A 19,857-nucleotide genomic window follows, 5' to 3' on the forward strand; every position below is an offset into this window, starting at 1 on the left:
ATTCTCTACTTCCTCAGTCCTCGCCGCTTCCCGCGTCTCGCGGACCGAGGACCCGCCTCACTCTCCCTTTCCGGAACACAGCGTTTAAGCGCGACTCACCACTACCAGCATCCAATGAGAGTAATCGGAACCGTGGGCCTGCCGGGGAGCGGCAAGAGCGAGGCCGCGTCCGTCGCCGAGGAGTTAGGCATTCCCGTCGTCACCATGGGCGACGTGATTCGGCAGGAGTGCAGGGACCGCGGTCTCGACCCGGCCGAACACCACGGCGAAATCGCGGGGGCGCTCCGCGAGGAGAACGGTCCGGACGCCATCGCTCAGCGTTCGCTCCCGATTATCGAGGCCGAATTGGCCGACGCCGAGACGGTCCTCGTGGACGGCATCCGGGCGGGCGTCGAGGTCGAGCGCTTCGAGGAGGCCTTCGGCGAGGCGTTCACGCTGGTCAGCATCGAAGCGCCCTTCGAGGTCAGGGCCGAGCGAGTCGAGGCCCGCGGTCGGGACAACACCGACGACGGCGAGGCCCTCCGCGAGCGAGACGAGCGCGAGCGGGGCTTCGGCATGGACGAGGCAATCGCGCGGGCCGACGTGTCGGTCGAGAACACCACCACGCTGGAGGCCTTCCACGAGAAGATTCGCACCTTCCTGAACGAAGGCGTCGAGGGTCTCGAACGCGAACAGGACGAGCAGGAGCAGAAAGTATGATTCACAGCATCGACGTTCAGATTACCGCACCAGTCAAAGATACCGAAATCGCGGACCGAGTGGCCACTGCCATCGCCAACATCTTCCCCGGCGCGGAACCCGAGGAGCAACACGGCGAGGTCTCGGCCGAGGTTCACTCGCTGGACCACTTCTCGGAACTCCTCCACCGCCAAGAGATACTCGACACCGCGCGCGGGGAGTTCTTCGGGAGTCGCCGCGGAAACACCTTCTCGTTCGACCTAAAGAAGCAGGCCGCCTTCCAAGGCGTCGTCAACTTCGCGGTCGGCAACCCCGACGAACTCGGCGACATCCACGTCCGGGTCCGGGTCGAGGAACCGGCCGTCGAGGAGTTCGTGGACCACATCGCCCCGCCGACCGAGGAAGGCCAACCGATTACGAGCGACGACGAGTAAGGCGACATCGTTCTCCCCCCGCGAGCGGTGACTGGATTGCACCCGACCCTCGGTAGTCGATGACGGCTCGATAGACTATCGCGTTAATTCACAAAATTTTATCACTGATTGATGTGAGTCGTCGGTAATGAGTGAATTCAGACACGTAGTCTGGTTATCATTTATCCACGCGACCGCCGGGTGGTCCGCCGTCCGGTCGGCGCTCGCGCAGACGATTGAGAGACGTTCGGAGTGTGACGCTGTTGCGCTGTCGCACGGTGCGGGAGGCCCGGCGTGACCCGCCAGCGCCTCTCGGCGGTCTTCTTCTCCATCCTGCTGGTGGTTTCGGCCGCTACCGCCGCAGTCCCCGCGTCGGCGCTCGCGCCGAACGGCGGCCTCGGCGTGGCGGGCAACGAGGCCGGCAATACCGGCGGCAACGATGCCACGACCACGCTGACGACGACCACGACGGTTGCCAACGACGAGACGACCACAATCACGGAAACGACGACCACAGTCGCCGAAACCACGACAGTCAACGAGACGACCACGACCGAGGACGAGACCGAGAATCGGTCGGGACCCTCGGCGCGAACCGCGGACCCCAAAGTCTCGTCGGCGCTCCTCGACCGCGTGGACTTGGCCGCCACCGGCCCGACCGCCGACTCCACCGGCGGCACGGAGTTCGTACAGGTCGTGGTCCGCTCCTCGTCCGGCCAGAGCGAGAAGGTCGCCGGACTCGTCGGTAACTACGACGGCGAGGTGCAGGCCCGCCACGGAAACCTCGTGCAGGCCCGCATCCCCGCCGCCGCGGTCACCTCGCTCGCGGAATCACCCGCCGTCGAGTTCGCCCGCCGACCCCGGACTCCCGAAACCGACGAAATCCGGAGTGAGGGCCTGAGCAACATGGACGTGGGCAACGTCCACGACGCGGGCGTCACCGGTGAGAACGTCACCGTCGCGGTCATCGACATGGGTTTCGACGTGACGAATCCCGAAATCTCGGACCAACTCACCGACTGGCGCAACTTCAGTTCGCCGGGGAGTCCGAACACGATGCAGAACGAGTCCGGACTCCACGGGACCGGAACTGCCGAACTCGTTGCTGACACTGCACCCAACGCGTCCATCGTCGCGGTGAAAGTCGGAACCGAGGTAGAACTCTACGAGGCCATCGACTGGATAGAGGCCAACACCTCGGCCGACGTGGTAACGATGTCACTGGGTTGGTACAACGTCGGCCCGCTCGACGGCACCGCTCAGATGAACCGCGAAATCGACACCTCCGTCCAGAACGGCACGACGTGGCTCACCTCTGCGGGCAACGAGGCCGACCAGAGCCACTGGAACGGAACGTGGGAGAGCAGTGAGGACCGCTGGCTCAACTTCACCGCCACCGACGACGCGATGAACGTCACGCCGGCCGGCGGTGCTGGCGCGGTAAGCATCGCCATCAGTTGGAACGACTGGGGTGGAAGCAACGAGAACTACGACGCGTATCTCTACAACGCCAGCGGCGACATCGTGGCCGGTTCGGCGACCTACCAGAACGGCACGCAGAACCCGACGGAGTACATCTACGAGTACGTCAACGAACCGGTCTACCTGCGAATCTACAATCGGAGCGCTAACGGAACATCGAGTTTCGACGTGTTCTTCCGCGGCAACTCCGACCCCGAGTACTGGACGAAGGCCCGGAGTCTCACCGTGCCGGCGACCGGTCCGGAGGTCATCACCGTGGGTGCGACCCACTACGAGGACAACAGACTGGAATCGTTCTCCTCGCGCGGTCCGACCATCGATGGCCGCGTCAAACCCGATGTGGTCGCGCCCGACGGCATGCCGACATCCGCGTATCCTGATGGCTTCTACGGTACGTCGGCGGCCGCCCCGCACACCGCTGGCGTGGCGGCGCTGATGCTCGACGCGAACGAGAGCCTCACCCCTGCCGAAGTCGAGGAGCGCCTCGAATCCTCCGCGGTCCCCCTGCGAGGCACCGAACCCAACAGCCAGACGGGGTACGGCCTCGTGGACGCCGACGGCGCGATTGCCTCGGTCGAGGAGCCTTTCCCGGACCGAGTGACCTACTCGGCCGACCTCACCGAGGCCGACGGTGACGCCGCCGTTGACGACGACGTGGTGGCCTACGCGCTCGATTCGTCACGAAGCGCAGAGACGACCACCGACGCCACGGGGAACTTCTCGATGATGGCCGAGGGGGCCAACGACAGCTATCTCCTCGGCTACTATCAGGGCGACTTCGACCAACCGAGCGCCGAGTTCATGGCCCGCGACGGGTCGCCGGACCTGCAGGCGCTCGGCATCGTGAACGCGACGAACTCCTCGGACCTCGGCGACGTGACCCTGCCGGAGGCGCACGTCCTGAATGTGACCGTCGTGGACGAGAGCGGTGCGCCCGTCTCGAACGCCGAGGTCGATGTCATGGACTTCCAAATCCGGAACGGCGAGGGCGGATACGTTCCCTTCACCGCCGAGACCGACGCCGACGGTAGACTCGTCGTCGCCGGACGCCCCGGCATCGAAGTCGTCGGCGACGTGCGAGTGAGGGCCGCCCCGCCGGACGGAACCACCCGGTTTGCTGGCTCGAATTATACCGAGGTCATCGACGTGCAGAGCGACACCAACCTCACACTCACGCTCGACTCGGCGGGCGCTTCGGTGTCGGGACTGGTCACGGACGCGGCGGGCAACGCCTCGTCTGACGACCTCGTGTCCCTCAGTAGCGACGTGACTGGCGACTTCGAAACCGCCTACACGAACGCGACCGGCGACTTCACCGTGACCGGCGTCGAGACGGGAGCGCCCTACACCGTCGGCTACTATCAGGACTGGAACGCCATGACCGTTTTCCCGCGCGATGGGGTGGCGGACCTCTACGCGCTCGACCGAGTGAACGTCACCGGCGACACCGACCTCGGTCGGTTCGAGGTGCCGAACGCCTCGGTCATGAACGTCCGAGTCGTGGACGAGAGCGGCGAGGCCGTGCCGGGGGCCAACGTCTCGGTCGCTCACCACGGGCAGAACGCGACGACGGTCCTCTCCCGCGTTTCGATGGACTCGCAGGGGTGGATAACTCCCGGCGAGGGTCGCGGCATCGAGGTGACGGGCGAGGTCACTGTGGAGGTGACACCGCCCGAAAGCGACCTGTTCGTCGGCAAGAACTACACCCGGAACCTGACCATCACTGGTGACAAGAACGTCACTGTCGTTCTCGAAGACAACGCCGTTACGTTCAACGGAACGCTCAAGGAATCCGATGGCGACCCCGCATCGAACGTCGATGTAGTGGCCAGACAGCGAGCCGGAGAAGACGAGTTCGTCACCGAAACCGGTTCGGACGGGAACTTCTCGATGCTGGCCGAACAGGCCGACCTCGCCTACGCGCTGGGCTACTATCAGGGTGACCGCGACCAGCGCGGTCCCGACTTCATGCCCCGCGACGGGTCGCCGGACCTCTACACGTTCGACCTCGCAAACGGGACAAATGCGACCGACGTCGGCACCGTCACCCCGCCGCAGGCCCACGTTCTGAACGTGACCGTCGTGGACGAAAGCGGCGACCCCGTGCCGAACGTGACCGTCTACGTCGGTGACTCCCGCACGGAGGGCAGTATCGGTCACGGCATCGGACTCTTCTCGACCACCGACGCGAACGGGAAACTCTCGCCCGGTGACGCCGCTGGCATCGAGGTGGTCGGCACCGTGACCGCTCGGGTTTACGCGCCCGATTCGTCACGGTTCGTGGACGACATGTACACCCAGTACTTCTCCGACCTGACGAGCGACGAGAATCTCACCATCACGCTACAGGAGAGAGTCAACGTCTCCGGACAGATAGACGAGGCGGACGGGACGCCATCGTCGGACGACCTGCTGGCGGCTACCAGCGACACGGCAGACGACTTCCCGACCGCTAACTCCGACAGCGGTGGGAACTTCTCGCTCACCGGTCTCGCGGCCGGCGAGCGGTACAGCATCAACTACTACCAGAGCTACGGCAGTGATTCGGCGACCTTCCCGCGCGACGGTTCGCCCGACGTGTACGTGGTCGATACGGTGAACGTCACCGAGGACATGGACCTCGGGCACCGCGACTTGCCGAACGCCTCGGTCCTGAACGTCCGGGTCGTGGACGAGGACGGCGACCCGGTGGAAGGCGCTGACGCCGCCGTCGTCCACCGGAGATTAGACACTACCGCTGGCTTCGCTGGATTCACGACCGACTCCGCAGGCTACGCCACGGTGTACGACCGCCGGGGCGTCGAGATGACGGGTAACGTCACGGTGGAGGTTCGTCCTTCCGAGAACAACACGCGCTTCGTGAACGAGACCACGGTCCGAAATGTCACGGTTACGAGCGACCGGAACGTCACCGTCTCGCTAACCGAGCGCCGGGTCAACTTCACCGCCAGAATCGACGAGTCCGACGGCACCGCGGCCAGCGGCGACACGGTTGGGTTCAAGCGACTCCCCGACTCGCCCGGAACGCGGGGCTACACCAACTCGTCGGGCGAGTTCACGGTCGAACTCGAGCCAGACGAGCGGTACCAACTGGAGTACTATCAAGACGACCTCGCTACCGACGCGGACCTCGCGTTCCCCGACGACGGGTCGCCCGACCTCTACGCGCTCGGTCGGTACAACTCCAGCGAGACGCGGAACCTCTCGGCGGCCCTTCCCGAGGCCTACGACCTGAACGTCACGGTCGAGACGGCCGCTGGCGCGCCAATCGAGAACGCCGAGGTCAAGATTCGCCACCACGGCGCGGGCGACGCCATCGCCATGCACGGCGTGCCGACCAACGCCGAGGGGATGATGGAACCGCCGACCAGCGACGGACCGGGATTCGAGGTCACCGGCGAGGTGGACGTCATCGTCAAGCCGCCGGAGAACGCTACCTACGAACCCACCAAAACCTCGCTGACGGTCACGAACGCCACGAACCTCACGATGGTCCTTCGGGACTCCATCGACATCTCGGGCAACATCACCGAGGAGACCGGCGAGGCGGCCGCTGACGACCTCGTTTTCGTCCCGGCCGAGGACGTGAGCGGACAGGGCTTCGCCTACACCGACGCCGGTGGTAGCTTCTCGCTGACGGTCGGCGAGTCCTCCGGCACCTACGACGTGCAGTACTATCAGGGCAACTTCACCGACAAGGACGAGACGTTCATGCCCCGCGACGGGTCGCCTGACCTCTACTCCGTCGCGTCGGTGAACGCCTCCCAATCGACCGACCTCGGGAACGTGTCGCTTCCCCCGGCAAACGTCCTGAACGTCACGGTCGTCAACGAGAGCGACCTGCCGGTCGAGAACGCTTCCGTCAGGGTCAGACACACCCACGACGAAGCGACCACAGCGATTGCGGGCCTCTCCACCGACGAGCAGGGTCGGATGCGAATCTCGAACCCGTCTGTGAACCCCGGTATCGAGGTGCGGGGCAACGTCACCATCGAGGTCACGCCGCCCGAGAACGCCACGGGCTACCGAAACGAGACCTCCTCGCGGGTCCTCTCGGTGACGAACGACACCGCAGTCTCGGTCACGCTGGCCGAGCGAGACGAGACAGCGCCGACTATCACCCAGTTCGGCCTCGAATCCACCGGCCAGAATCTCGACGTCGAGGTCCGGGCCGACGAGGAGTTAGCCAACCTCACGGTTGACCTCGGGGGCGACGCCTCGGGAACCCTCACGCGCGAGAACTTCACGCTCGTCCGGAACGACACCGAACTCGTCTACACCGCGAACGTCTCGGACGGCCGCGACGGCCGCTTCGAGGCCACGCTGGTCAACGCCAGCGACCTCGCGGGTAACGACGGCGCGAACGGAGAGTCGTCCTCGGTGGTCGTGGACACCCACGCCCCGGCGGTGTATACTTCGATACTCGACCGAAACGACAGTGACAATCTCGTCACGGACGGCGAGACGGTCCGCATCGAGGCCACCGTCGTCGAGAACCGGACCAGCGTGGCGAACGTGACCGCCAACGCGACCGCACTCGGCGCTGGCACCGTGAATCTCACCCACCGGTTCGCCGACACCTACGCCGCCGCGGTCACGGTGTCCGACGCCGACAACGGCACTCACTCGATTCCGGTCACCGCCACGGACGCGGCCGGCAACACCAACGTCAGTAGCGGGTCGATAGAAGTGGACAACGCTCCTCCGGAAATCTCGTACTTTACCGTGTCTTCGGGTATCTCTGAATCAACGCTGAAGATTGAAATTCATTCCCAAGAACAACTAAAGACACGTAAAGTCAATCTAAATAATAGCAATGGCAATACTATTACGTTCACGAATCTGACCAGTGCGACACGTATCGGAACCTACGCGTACACAGTCAATTACGACGTCAACAAAGACGGAACCTACCGCGCAACCCTCGTCAACGCCACCGACGCGGCGGGCAACCGGGTCGCGGGCGAACCGACCAACGAAACCGTCGTTGACACGCACGCGCCGAACGTCTCCGACTTCTCGATGGCGAACGACGCCGGCACCGTGACCGTCTCGTTCGAGGCCGACGAGGAGCTAAACTCCTCCAGCGTAATCGCAAACGTCACCAACGAGTCCGGCGCGCAAATTCGGACGCTCGACTCGTTCAGCGCGTCCGGTGGAACCTACACTGCGAGTTTCGACGCCGGGTCGGGCGTCAACGAGACGTGGACCGCCGAACTAGTTCGGGCCGAGGACGACCACGGACTCGACGGCGCGTCGGGCCAGCAGGCCTCGGCCTTCGTGGACGCGACTGCCCCGACGATTTCGGCGTTCGACGCGACGTTCGAGAACGGGACGCTCACCGTCACCTTCGACGCCGACGAGGAGCTAAACCAGAGCGCGACGACCGTGAGAGTCGCCGACGCAGACGGGAACGCGGTGACGCTCGACTCCTTCGCGGTCTCGTCCACCGACACCTACACCGCGACCTACGATGTCTCCTCGGGGGTCCACCGCCAGTGGTACTCGGCCGAGTTGACGCGGGCCGAGGACCCCGCCGGGAACCCCGCGACGTACGACACGACGGTCGATGTCGCGGTCGAAGTGGATACTCTCGCGCCGACCGTCCAGAACTTCGCGGTCGTCGCCGACGGGCAGGACGTTGACCTCGTTCTCGACGCCGACGAGGACTTGACTGGCATCAACGCCTCGGTCGGCGGCGAGGTCAGCGAGACGCTCTCGCGGGCCGACTTCGGCGAATCCTACGACAGCGGGACCTACACCTACCGCGCGAACGTCTCGAACGGGACCGACGGGACTTTCGAGGCAACGTTGGGCAACGCCTCCGACGCCTACGGTAACGACGGCGCGACCGGCCAGACCGCTTCCGCGGTGGCGGACACCCACGCGCCGGAAATCTCGAACTTCTCGGCGACCCTCGACGCGACCACTATCGACGTTCGATTGTCAGCCAACGAGACGTTGGACGCCGACCGAATCAGCGTGGTCATCGAGAACGACGAGGGCCACGCGGTCGATTACCTCCAGTCGTTCGAGGAGACCGGCCAGAACGAGTACTGGAGTCGCTACGAGGTGAATTCGGGCGTCACCGAAAACTGGACGGTCAGGCTGAGACTCGCCGAGGACACCCACGGAAACGACGGTGCGACCGGCCAGACCGAAGCCCTGTTCGTGGACACGGTTCCGCCGAACGTCACCGACTTCGACGCGGCCTACGCGAATCGGACCATCACGGCGACGCTCACGGCGGACGAGAAACTCTCGGCGGGCGACACCGCCGTCTCCATCGTCAACGAGAGCGGCGACGTGCCAATCTTCATGTCCCAAATCGGCTTCTCGCACGTCGAGGGTACGACCTACGAGGCGACGTACTCGGTCCGAGACGGCGCAAACGGGACCTACAGCGTGACGCTGGACCGAGTGACAGACGACTCGGGCACCCTGAACCGGACCGACCTCTCGCGGACTGTCGTCGTGGACACGACCATCCCCGAAGTCGCAGACTTCTCGGCGCGCTCGCTCGCCGACGGGTCGATTGCGGTGAACTTCTCGGCCAACGAGTCGCTAGGGGACATCGCAGTCTCGGTTTCCGGCCCCGACAGTGCGACCCTGACGGAGGCCGACTTCACCAACGACAGCGGAACCTACACCGCGACCTACGCGCCTGCTACTGACGGCGAGTACACCGTCACCGTCGAGCGCGCCGCGGACGAGTTCGGCAACGACGGCGCAACCGGCCAGACCGATTCGGTTGTCGTGGACACCCACGCGCCGGAAATCTCGAACTTCACGGCGACGAGCGCAGACGGTCGGAGCGTCGTCGTCACGTTCGACAGCAACGAGTCGCTGGTCGGCATCTCGCTGGTTCACGAGGGACTGACCGAGGTGGACCTGTCCGAGAACGAGACGGCGGGCGACTACACCTATCAGTGGACGCTCGAGGCCGACGAAGACGGCGAGTACACCGTGCGACTCGTAGAAGCCGTGGACGCCCACGGCAACGACGGCGCAGGGAACCGGACCGTTTCGGCGGTCGTGGACACCCGCGCGCCGAACACCTCGGCGACCCTCTCGGGCACCGAGACCGACGCCGGATTCTCCTCCGACGTGACGCTGAACCTGACCGTGAGCGACGCTCTCTCGGGCGTCAGCGAGACCAACTATCGACTCGGCGGGAGCGGCGACTGGGTGCCCTACGACGGCAACGTCACGATTTCGGGCGACGGCAACCGCACCGTCGAGTTCTACAGCGTGGACGCCGATGGCAACGCCGAGCGCCGGGCAATCCAGAACTTCACCATCGACACCCACGCGCCGAACTCGTCGGTCGAGGCCTCGGGCGACGTTGGCGAGTCGGGGTGGTTCACCTCGGCCGTCTCGGTCAACGTCACGGCCACCGACGAGACCACCGGCGTCGAGCGCGTCGAGTACCGCGTGGACGACGGCGAGTGGACCACCTACGACGGGAACGTGACGATTGCCGACGACGGCAGACACACCGTCGAGTACCGGGCCATCGACGCTGTCGGGAATCACGAGGACAACGGGTCCTCGTCGGTCGAAATCGACGCGACCGACCCGGAAACCAAGTTCGCCACCAACGCGACCGAGAGCGACTACGGGTGGTACGACTCGGACGTGGCGGTGAACCTGTCGGCAGACGACGCCACTAGCGGCGTGAGCGAGACGTACTATCGCGTCGATGACGACAACTGGTCGGTCTACGAGGGCAACCTCACGATTACGGAAGACGGCAACCACACCGTCGAGTTCTACAGCGTGGACCTCGCGGGCAACGTCGAGACCAACCGGACCCGGACGGTCAGCATCGACACGACCAAGCCGGAGTTCGGGTCGAGTCCGGGTCTCAACCGGACCGACGAGATTCTGCCCGAACACGCGATTTCGGTCGTCGTGGACGCCCGCGACGGACGGGGCGTGGCCGACGTGACCGTCGGCGGCGTCTCGGTCGGGCCGGACGGGAAGGGGCCGGTTCCGGCCTCGCCGAAGTTGGGCAACCACACCTTCGAGGTCGTGATTACCGACCTCGCGGGCAACCAGCGCGTCGTGGAGGCCGGCGAGTACAGCGTCGGTCGAGAGGTCGAAATGAACCAGACCGACAACGGGACGCTCTCGGCCGAGACCGACGACACCAACGTCGGCGCGGTCACCATCGACCCCGAGAACGAGACCGGAAACGCCAGCGTCAAGGTCGGCACGTCGAAGTCGAACCCGACGAACTCGTCGGTCGAAAACGGGACCTCGCTCTACTTCCCGCAAATCAACACCAGCGTCTCGAACGACAACATCGAGAACGCCTCGGTGACGCTCACGGTCGAGCAGTCGCGGGTCCGCCAGCGATACGTTCTGCCCGGCACGGTCAAGTTCTGGGTCCAGAACGAGACGACATCCGAGTGGACCAAGGTGGACGCTCGGCGAGTCGGACAGACCGACGACACCTACACCTACGACATCGAAGCGCCCCACTTCTCGACCTACGCGGTGACTGGCGACACCGAGTCGGCCGACCCGAACATCACCGCGTTCGGTCCGCAGAACGACTCACTCGTCGCGGGCAACGTGACGCTCTCGGCGTCCTACGGTGACGGCTACTCGGGTATCGACCCCGCGAACGTCACGCTGACGCTGGAGGACGCGGGCGGAACCGAGGACGTGACGAGCGAGGCCGACGTGACCGACTCGGGCCTCGCGTTCACCCGGAACCTCTCCGCGGGCACCTACAACGCCACGCTCTCCGTGACGGACAACGCGAGCAACGCCGCGTCGCGGGCCATCACGTTCACCGTGGCGAATCGCTCGTCGGGCGGTGACGACGGAAACGGCGGCAGTGGTGGCGGTAGCGGTGGAAGCGGCGGCGGTGGCGGAGGCGGCGCGGGCGGTGCGCCCCCGCCAGCGGTGCAGGTCTCGGTAGTCGAACTGACTCAGACCGGGTTCCGCGCCGAGATTGCCAACGCTCGGTCGGGGTCGGCCGGTCGGGTTTCGCTCGACGGCGGCATCGCCGTGGGCGACGTGACGGTCCAGCGCCTCGTGGTCACGCCCGAGAGCGAGGAGGCCGAGGCGCGCTTCTTCATTGACGGCGCAGTCAGTCAGACCTTGCCGGAGGGTGCCAGCGCGCTCGACGCGACCGAACTGGGCTACCTGAATCTGAGTACGACCTACATCTCGTCGTCGGCGCTCGCCGAGGTCGGCGTGACGTTCGCGGTGCCCGCCGAATCGGCCGCTGTGGCGGAGAACGTCGCGCTCTACCGACTCGACGGCGGGTCGTGGACGCAAATCGAGACCAGCGTGGTCGCCGAGCGCGGTGGCAAGTACGTCCTGAGAGCGAACGCGCCCGGCGTCGGCACCTTCGCGGTCGGCGCGCAGGGCGGCGACCTCTCGGTGACCGAGGCCTCTGTCGGCGCGCAGGAGGTCCAAGCCGGCGGGACGGTCGAAGTGACTGCGACCGTCGAAAACGTCGGCGAGGGCGCTGGGACCGCGACCGCAGAAATTTCCGTCGGCGGCGAGACCGTCGCCGAGGAGCAGGTGACTGTCTCCCCCGGCGAGTCCGAGACCGTCACGGTCGAAGTGACCCTCGATTCCCCCGGAACCCACGAAATCGCGGTCAACGGGGTCTCTGCGGGCGAGGTCTCGGTTGCGGGTGACTCCGCAACGACCGCGGAAGGCGGCGACGGCGACTCCGGCGACGGGTCGGGCGACGACGGTTCGGACGGCGACTCCGGCAGTAGCGGCGGTATCCCCGGATTCGGCGTCTCGGCCACGCTGGCCGCGCTCGCCGCCGGTCTGCTGGTCGCTCGTCGTCTAGAATAGACCCGGAATCTGAAACTCGCTGATTTTTCATCCACATCGCCGATACAGCACCCACCGGCCGATTTGGCTCAGAGGTGTTGTAACTCCTCGCCGAGTTCGTCAAACACCCTGTCCGCCGCCGAAATCGACTCGCTCATGCTCAGAAAGCCGTGTGGCTGGTCGGGGTGGTGGTCGTGGCGGACCGCGACGCCGCTCTCGGCCAGTCGCTCGGCGTAGGCCACGCCCTCGTCGCGGAGGGGGTCGTGCCCGCAGGTCACGACCGTCGCGGGCGGGAGGCCGGCGAGGTCCCGCGCTCGGAGCGGCGAGGCGTAGGGATTCGCGCCATCGACCTCGCTCCGGAGGTAGTGGTCCCAGAACCACCGCATGTCGTCCTCGGTCAGGAGCGGCCCATCGGCGTTCTCGGCGTAGGAGTCGGTGTCGAAAGCGTGGTCGGTGATGGGGTAGCAGAGGACCTGTCTGGCGATTTCGGGCGCGTCGTCGCCGAGGCCGCCCAAGCGCGCCGTCTGGCGGGACTCAGCGGCGTTGCGCGCTCGAATCGCGGTCACCGCCGCGAGGTTGCCGCCCGCGCTGGTCCCGCCGACGGCGAGGCGATTCGGGTCGCCGCCGAAGTCCTCGGCGTTGTCGGCGACCCACCGGAGCGCGGTGAACGCGTCGTCCACCGCGGACGGGAAGGGGTGTTCGGGCGCGAGGCGGTAGTCCACCGAGACGACCACGCAGTCTCCTCGGCGGGCGAGTCTGCGGCACACGCCGTCGATGGAGTCCAGCGTGCCCAGCACCCACCCGCCGCCGTGGTAGTAGACGAGGACCGGCGCGGAGTCGGCGTCTCCGAGGCCTTCGTTCCTGTAAACGCGGAGCGGAATCTCCTGTTCCGGGCCGGGAATCGCCACGTCGCGGACGAAACCCACCGCAGGCGGGTCGTCGCCGGAGAAGGCTTCGTCCTCGACGCGCCGGGCGGATTCGACGGAGAGGGCCGACCACTCGGGGACGCCCGCCGACCGGATGTCGGCGACGACGGCGACAGCCTCCGGGTCGAGGTCGGTGCGAAGCGGTTCGGTCATGGGTGCCATTCACGGCCGACAGGAAAATATGCAGTGGTCAGACGGCCGAATCGGTTTCGGATGGTTGACCGACGACTCGTCCGGATTAGATTCTGCAATATTGCCGGTGAATCTATTTTCCGCGGTCACGGTTTCGTCGGACCTCCTCGGTAGGACCTGCCGACGAGGAGGTCCGCCTCCGCCGCGACGCTCTTGGCCTCGGGCGGCGAAGGTCGAGCATGCGCGTCACAACCGCTCTGAAGGGTCTCGGTGCTGTCGCCGCGGTCGGCCTCGGTGCTGTCGCTGTCGGTCGCAGTCGGTTCGACCGGGCGAGCGACGAGTTGGTGGGGGAACTCCTCTCGGAGGCCGACGCCCGGCCGGACCGCGTGGTCGGGGGCGAGCGTCGAATCGTCACCGACACGGACCGGACCGTCACGGACGACGACCTGACCGACCTGCCCGACCCGGTTCGGGACTACCTCGACAACGCGATTCGGGACGGTCGCTCCTACGTCCGGGCGGGTCGCCTCGAACAGCGCGGCGAGTTCCGCCTCGGCGGCCCGGAATCGGCGTGGAAGCCCCTCAGCGCGACCCAACAGGTCACCGTCCGCCCGCCGGGGTTCGTCTGGGACGCGACCATCGATGTGGCCCCGTTCGTCCCGGTCCGAGTCGTGGACGCCTACGTCGGTGGTGAGGGAGTGCTTCGGGCCGCGCTCCTCGGGGCGTTCCCGGTCGCCGACGCAGACCCGAGTCGGGAACTGGACGAGGGCGAACTCGTCCGGTATCTGGTCGAGGCCGTCTGGTTCCCGACCGCGCTGGTTCCCGGCGAGGGCGTCGAGTGGGAGGCCCGAGACGACGACTCCGCTCGGGCGGTCCTCGAACACGACGGCACGCGGGTCTCGGCGGTGTTCCACTTCAACGACCGCAACGAGGTCGAGCGCGTCGTCGCCGAGCGACCGCGCGAGACCGACGACGGCGAATTCGAGCGCGCGACGTGGACCGGCCATCTGTGGAACTATCGTGAGAGAGACGGCCTGCTCGTCCCGACCGAGGGCGAAGTCGAGTGGAACCTACCCGACGGAAATCTGCCCTACTGGCGCGCGACGATTACCGACGCGGAATACTGGCCCACGGAGTAGTCTGGCGGACGTAAAGAATCGAAATTCATTCTTTAGATAACTTATAGCTATATGAAAAATAGATATATCTATATCCATGGCTGTGGCGGGCGGCCGACGGCCGCCCGCCACCGGTGCGCTCGGTGCGACAGACCACCGGCAGACGCTCGGCGAATCAACTGCCATGGGTGGGATGAAGGGGCCGCCCGGTCGCGGTCACACTCACTTCGTTCGCGTGACCGCGACCGGGAGGGGCTTCAGAAGACACTATCACGGCGATTCTGGGGTTCGTGCCTTCAACTCGCAAAAAACTGTTGCGAAGACCAAACTACTAACCCGATTCCACCGCTCGCTCACCACATGAACGCCGACGAGTCCGGACGCGACCGGGACTTCGAACTCGGGGCCGACTTCGCCACCCGACGAGACGAATCCGACCCCCTCGGTCACCTCGCCGACCGGTTCTACGACCCCGCCGACGAGTGGTACATGGACGGCAATTCGCTCGGCCTCCTCTCGGAGGACGCCGAGGAGGCCCTCGACCGGGCCGTCACCGAGTGGAAAGAGCAGGCCATCCGCGGGTGGACCGACGCCGACCCGCCGTGGTTCTACTACGGCGAGCAGTTGGGCGACCGATTGGCTCCGCTGGTCGGTGCCGACGAGTCCGAGGTAGTCGTCGCCAACTCCACCACCGTCAACATCCACACGCTCATCGCCACCTTCTACGACCGCGTTCGAGAGCGGGACGCCGAGCGCACGAACATCGTCGTGAACGAACTCGACTTCCCGACCGACCACTACGCCATCCGCGCCCAGTTGCGCCAGCGCGGCGTGGACCCTGACGAGGCCCTCACGGTGGTCGAGAGCAGAGACGGCCGGACCATCGAGACCGAAGACGTCATCTCAGCGATGGACGACGACACCGCGCTGGTCTTCCTGCCCTCGGTCCTCTACCGGAGCGGGCAGTTGCTCGACATCGAGCGAATCACCGACGAGGCCCACGAACGCGGGATTCTGGCGGGCTTCGACCTCGCGCACTCGGTCGGCGTCGTCCCCCACGACCTCTCGGCGGTCGGCGTCGATTTCGCGGTCTGGTGTAGCTACAAGTACCTCAACGCCGGGCCGGGAGCCATCGCGGGCCTCTACGTCAACGAGGACCACTTCGACGCCAGACCGGCTCTCGCTGGCTGGTGGGGCCACGACAAGGACACCCAGTTCGAGATGAACCCGACGTACACGTCGGCCGACGACGCCGGGGCCTACCAAATCGGGACGATTCCGATTCTGTCGTCTGCGCCGCTGGCGGGGTCGCTCGAAATCTTCGAGGAGACCTCTATCGAAGCGGTCCGCGAGAAGTCTCTCGCGCTCACCGACTACCTGTCGTTCCTCGCCGACGAGCGACTGCCCGACTGTGAGGTCGGCACGCCCCGAAATCCCGAGCGCCGAGGCGGTCACGTCGCAATCGAACACCCCGAGGCCTACCGGGTCAGCGAGGCCCTCAAGGAGCGCGGTGTGGTCGTGGACTTCCGGCCGCCGAATGTGGTCCGAATCTGTCCCTCGCCGCTCTACACGAGTTACGAGGACGTGTGGGCGGTCGCCGAGCAGTTGAAGCAGGTCATCGAGAACGACGAGTACGAGCAGTTCGAGACCCGCGGCGGTGGCGTCACGTAGCGAGCGACCTCCCGTCTACTCCGTGACCTCGAATTCGACGCCGAGCGCGTCGAAGTTCCCCGCGCCGCCCCAGTAGACGAACCGGTAGGTGCCGGGTTCGAGCGGTTCGCAGGCGCGGGCCTCGTGGCGGTCGCTGTGGCCAGAGAGACCAGCCTGCGAGAGTCGGCGCTTCCAGACGAATCCTTCGCCGGGCGACTGCATGATGCCGAAGTCGATGTAGCCGCGGTGCTTCGTGAACAGCACTGACTGCCAGCCATCGGCGGTCTTGCGATGAATGTCGTACTTCTCCCGAACGCCCGTCGTCAACTTCTCGTCGGTCGTGTTCGTGAGTCGGAACGTCACGCAGTCGCCGAGCGAGAGCGTCGTCGGTTCGGCGGTCAACTCGAAGCCTCCGACGGTGCCTAGCGAAACGTCGCCAGAGGTCCCGGCGTTCAGGCGCTCCCAGTCGTCGCCGCAGGAGGGTGCTGGCTGGCCTTTCGGCGGGCACTCGCGGGTCGTCGTCCGAGTCTGCTGGGCGTCGTCAGTCGAGGCTTCCGTCGTTTCGGTCACGTTGATTTCCCCCGTCTCGGTCGTCCGAGTCGCCGTCGCAGACGTGCGACTCGTCGCTGTTCCGGGTTCCTCCTCGGCACCGAGACACCCGGCGACCGAGAGGCCGACCGACGCGCTGGCGAGAGCTTTCAGGGCAGTTCGGCGTCGCATGGCCGAGACTGCTTCCCGATTCGGTAAACCTCTTGTGCCACCGACACGTCCTCGGGGACTCACACCAGCACCTGCACGACCAGAAACAGCACCACGATGCCCAGCACGTCGCAGGCGTTGGTCACGACCGGAATCACCACGTCGTCGGGGTCCAACTCGAACCGGTACGCTGTGTAGGTCGCTACCAGCGTCACCGCGATGGCGACCACAGCGAGGGCCGCGCCGCTGGCCAGCGCCACCGAGACGACCGTGAGCAGAGGCAGTCGGGCGCTTCCGAGGACCAGCGAGAGGAGCCACGCCCCGGCCCCCACGACTGGGAAAATCGTGAGCGCCAGCGCAATCGTGGCCGCCGCGTTGCCCGCGAGTTGGTCGTCGGTCGGGTCGAACGAGAGCGTCCCGAGATGGAAGGCAGTCGATAATCGGGCGGCCAGCACGCTCCCCAAATTCCCGGCGGTTCCGATGGTCACGGGCACCAGCGTCAGGAGGGAGGGGTAGGTCAGCAGGGTGGCCTCGAACGACCCCAGCACGAGGCCGCTCCCGATTTCGACCACCGTGAGCGCCAGCAGGACCGGCAGGGTGGCCCGCGTAATCGCTCGGACGCTCCACTCGGTCTGCATCTACGCTCCTCCCAGTGCCAAGACGAACCGGACCGCGAGCAGGAGAAACGAGATGCCGAACACGTCGCCGGTCGTCGTCACCAGCGGGCCGACCAGCGTGTCCGGGTTGTAGCCCCGCCGGAACCCGGCGAACACGACCGAGACGACGGCGACAGTCAGCGCGACTCCCGACAGCAGGCCCGCCACCAGCGCGATTGCCAGCAGGGTCGCCAGCGGCGCGACCGGTTCGCCGAGGAGTTGCAGGACGAGAAACGCCACGACCGAGGCGAACAGACTGGCCAGAATCCCGTTTCCGAGCGCGGCGGCCACCGCCGCGGTCACCCGGTCGTCGAGGTTGAGCGCGGAATCGAACGCGGAGTCGAACGCCGGTTCGACCAACCCCTGATGGAGACCGGTCGAGAGACGCGCGCCGAGCGACCCGTAGACGTTCCCGCGAGTCGCCAGCAGGGCCGGCACCAGCACCAGCAGGCCCGGTACGGCCCGCAGTTCGGCGCGCATCCCGCCGAGGACGACCCCGGCGAACAGGCCGCCGACGACGCTCGTGGCCAGCGCGGGGAGGGCCTCTCGATACGCCTGCGCGGCGACTTCGCGGACGGACATCTACTCACACCTCACGTCGCCCGGACAAAAAAGCGGTGCGTCGGTCGGTGCGCAGGACATGAGGCGACGGCGACGGAAGTATGGCTAGTTCGAGCGCCCACATCGCGGAGGTATGTCTCTGCAACCGAGAAAGAAACAAATAGTTATCTAGAAGAAATAAATATATTTGTTTTCGGTCGGCGTTCCGGCGGCGGTGCGGCCGGAACCGACGACCTCGTTCCGCTACGTCGAGTCTCCGGTGGAGGCGAATTCAGTCGCCGAACGGACCCAGACCGCCCATACCGCCGCCACCGCCGCCGCCGCCGCCACCGCCCTGCATCTTCTTCATCATGCGCTCCATGTTGCCTTGGCCCATGCCTTGGAACTGCTTGAGCGTCTGGGACATCATCTTGTGCTGTTCGAGGAGTTCCTGCACGCGCTCCTCGGACTTGCCGCTCCCGCGGGCGATGCGCTCGACCTGATTCGCGCCGATGGCGCGGGGGTTTTCGAGTTCGGCCTCGGTCATCGAGTCCATGATGACCTCGAAGCTCCGCATCCGGTCTTGGGTCACGTCCATCGCGTCGTCGGGGAGTTCGTCCATCAGACCGCCGCCCATGCCGGGAATCATGTCCATCACTTGGTCGAGCGGCCCCATGTTGTTCATCGCCTGCATCTGGCGACGCATGTCCTTGAGGGTGAACTCACCCTTGAGCATGTCCTCGGGGTCCCAGTCTTCCTCCTCGTCTTGGGTCTCCTGCATCGCGCGCTCGACGCGCTCGGTGAGTTGCTTGAGGTCGCCCATCCCGAGGAGCCGCGAGATGAAGCCCGACGGCTCGAATCGCTCGATGTCCTGAATCGTCTCTCCGGACCCGAGGAAGGCGATGGACGAGTCGGTCTCGTTGACCGCGGTCAGCGCCCCGCCACCTTTCGCGGTACCGTCGAGTTTGGTGACGATGACGCCCTCGATACCGATGGAGTCGTCGAACTGGCGGGCTTGGTCCTTCGCGCCCTGCCCGATTGCGGCGTCCAAGACCAGCAGGTTCCGGTCGGGGTTGACCTCGCGCTCGATGTCCTCGATTTCGTCAATGAGGTCGTCTTCGAGCGCGTGGCGACCCGCGGTGTCCACGATGTGAACGTCGGCGTCGCTGGTCGCTTCGAGGCCGTCGCGGGCGATTTTCACGGGGTCCTCCTCGTCGGGGTCGCCGTAGAAATCGACCTCGGCGCGCCCGGCCATCTCCTTGGCTTGGTCGTAGGCACCGGGCCGGAAGGTGTCGGTCTGGACGATTGCGGGGCGAAGCCCCTTCTTCGAGAACCACCACGCCATCTTCGCTGACGTGGTGGTCTTCCCGGACCCCTGCAAGCCGGCCAGCAGGATGGTCTGGTTCTCCAGCGGGATGTCCGTACTCTCGCCCACGAGGTCCACCATCTCCTCGTAGACGATGCTCAGCACGTGGTCGCGCGCCGAGGTGCCGCCGGGCGGTTCCTCCTCCAGCGCGCGCTCCTTGATGGAGTCGGAAAGGTCCATCACGAGGCTGACTTCGACGTCGGCCTGCAGGAGCGACCGCTGAATCTCCTTGACGATTTCTTCGATGTCCTCCTCGGTCACGCGGGTCTGCCCGCTGAGCTTTCCGAGAGAGTCACGGAGAGAGCTTCCGAGGTCGTCGAGTACCATTGTTACCTACCGATAGGCCGCGTGGGCGTTAAAGGCTTTTTCTAGCCTTCGTGGCGTAGCGAC

The 19,857-nt window shown here is 65.9% G+C and carries 10 protein-coding genes; 5 read left to right on the plus strand and 5 right to left on the minus strand.

The genetic code is table 11. The features are described from left to right. Positions 1-114: 114 nt before the first annotated feature. From P2T57_RS13045 to P2T57_RS13055, 3 genes are all read left to right on the plus strand, one after another. On the plus strand, positions 115-699 hold the full coding sequence (locus tag P2T57_RS13045) for an AAA family ATPase (RefSeq protein WP_276299647.1): 585 nt from the start codon (positions 115-117) through the stop codon (positions 697-699). After that, complete coding sequence (locus tag P2T57_RS13050) at positions 696-1,112, plus strand: RNA-binding domain-containing protein (protein WP_276299648.1); 417 nt, start codon at positions 696-698, stop codon at positions 1,110-1,112. Before P2T57_RS13045 ends, P2T57_RS13050 begins: the two co-directional genes overlap by 4 nt. A 273-nt stretch (positions 1,113-1,385) precedes the next feature. After that, positions 1,386-12,401 carry an OmpL47-type beta-barrel domain-containing protein gene (locus tag P2T57_RS13055; protein ID WP_276299649.1) on the plus strand — a complete coding sequence of 3,672 codons (11,016 nt, stop codon included), beginning with the start codon at positions 1,386-1,388 and terminating at the stop codon, positions 12,399-12,401. A gap of 68 nt (positions 12,402-12,469) precedes the next feature. Here the strand turns inward: P2T57_RS13055 and P2T57_RS13060 are convergent, their stop codons facing one another. Beyond that, the gene (locus P2T57_RS13060) at positions 12,470-13,459 is read right to left on the minus strand and encodes an alpha/beta hydrolase (protein ID WP_276299650.1); all 990 of its coding nucleotides are present in this window, start codon (positions 13,457-13,459) and stop codon (positions 12,470-12,472) included. A 218-nt stretch (positions 13,460-13,677) separates the two neighbouring features. On the opposite strand from P2T57_RS13060, the gene P2T57_RS13065 reads away from it, so the two are divergent. Next, positions 13,678-14,577 (plus strand): DUF6544 family protein, encoded by a 900-nt coding sequence (locus P2T57_RS13065; RefSeq protein WP_276299651.1) that lies wholly within the window; start codon positions 13,678-13,680, stop codon positions 14,575-14,577. A gap of 339 nt (positions 14,578-14,916) precedes the next feature. Then, entirely contained in the window at positions 14,917-16,227 is a 1,311-nt protein-coding gene (gene kynU, locus P2T57_RS13070) for a kynureninase (RefSeq protein ID WP_276299652.1), read from the plus strand. Between the two features lie 15 nt (positions 16,228-16,242). On the opposite strand, the gene P2T57_RS13075 is transcribed toward kynU, so the two are convergent. From P2T57_RS13075 to P2T57_RS13090, 4 genes are all read right to left on the minus strand, one after another. Further along, positions 16,243-16,926, minus strand: a complete 684-nt coding sequence (locus P2T57_RS13075) for a hypothetical protein (RefSeq protein ID WP_276299653.1) — start codon at positions 16,924-16,926, stop codon at positions 16,243-16,245. Positions 16,927-16,985: 59 nt separating this feature from the next. Next, a complete protein-coding gene (locus P2T57_RS13080) occupies positions 16,986-17,543 on the minus strand; it encodes a magnesium transporter (protein ID WP_276299654.1) in 558 nt (185 codons plus the stop codon). After that, the gene (locus P2T57_RS13085; protein WP_276299655.1) at positions 17,544-18,143 is read right to left on the minus strand and encodes a magnesium transporter; all 600 of its coding nucleotides are present in this window, start codon (positions 18,141-18,143) and stop codon (positions 17,544-17,546) included. A 250-nt stretch (positions 18,144-18,393) separates the two neighbouring features. Then, a complete protein-coding gene (locus tag P2T57_RS13090; RefSeq protein WP_276299656.1) occupies positions 18,394-19,794 on the minus strand; it encodes a signal recognition particle protein Srp54 in 1,401 nt (466 codons plus the stop codon). Positions 19,795-19,857: the final 63 nt, after the last annotated feature.

The sequence above is a fragment of the Halorussus lipolyticus genome (genome assembly GCF_029338375.1).
GTDB lineage: Archaea > Halobacteriota > Halobacteria > Halobacteriales > Haladaptataceae > Halorussus > Halorussus lipolyticus.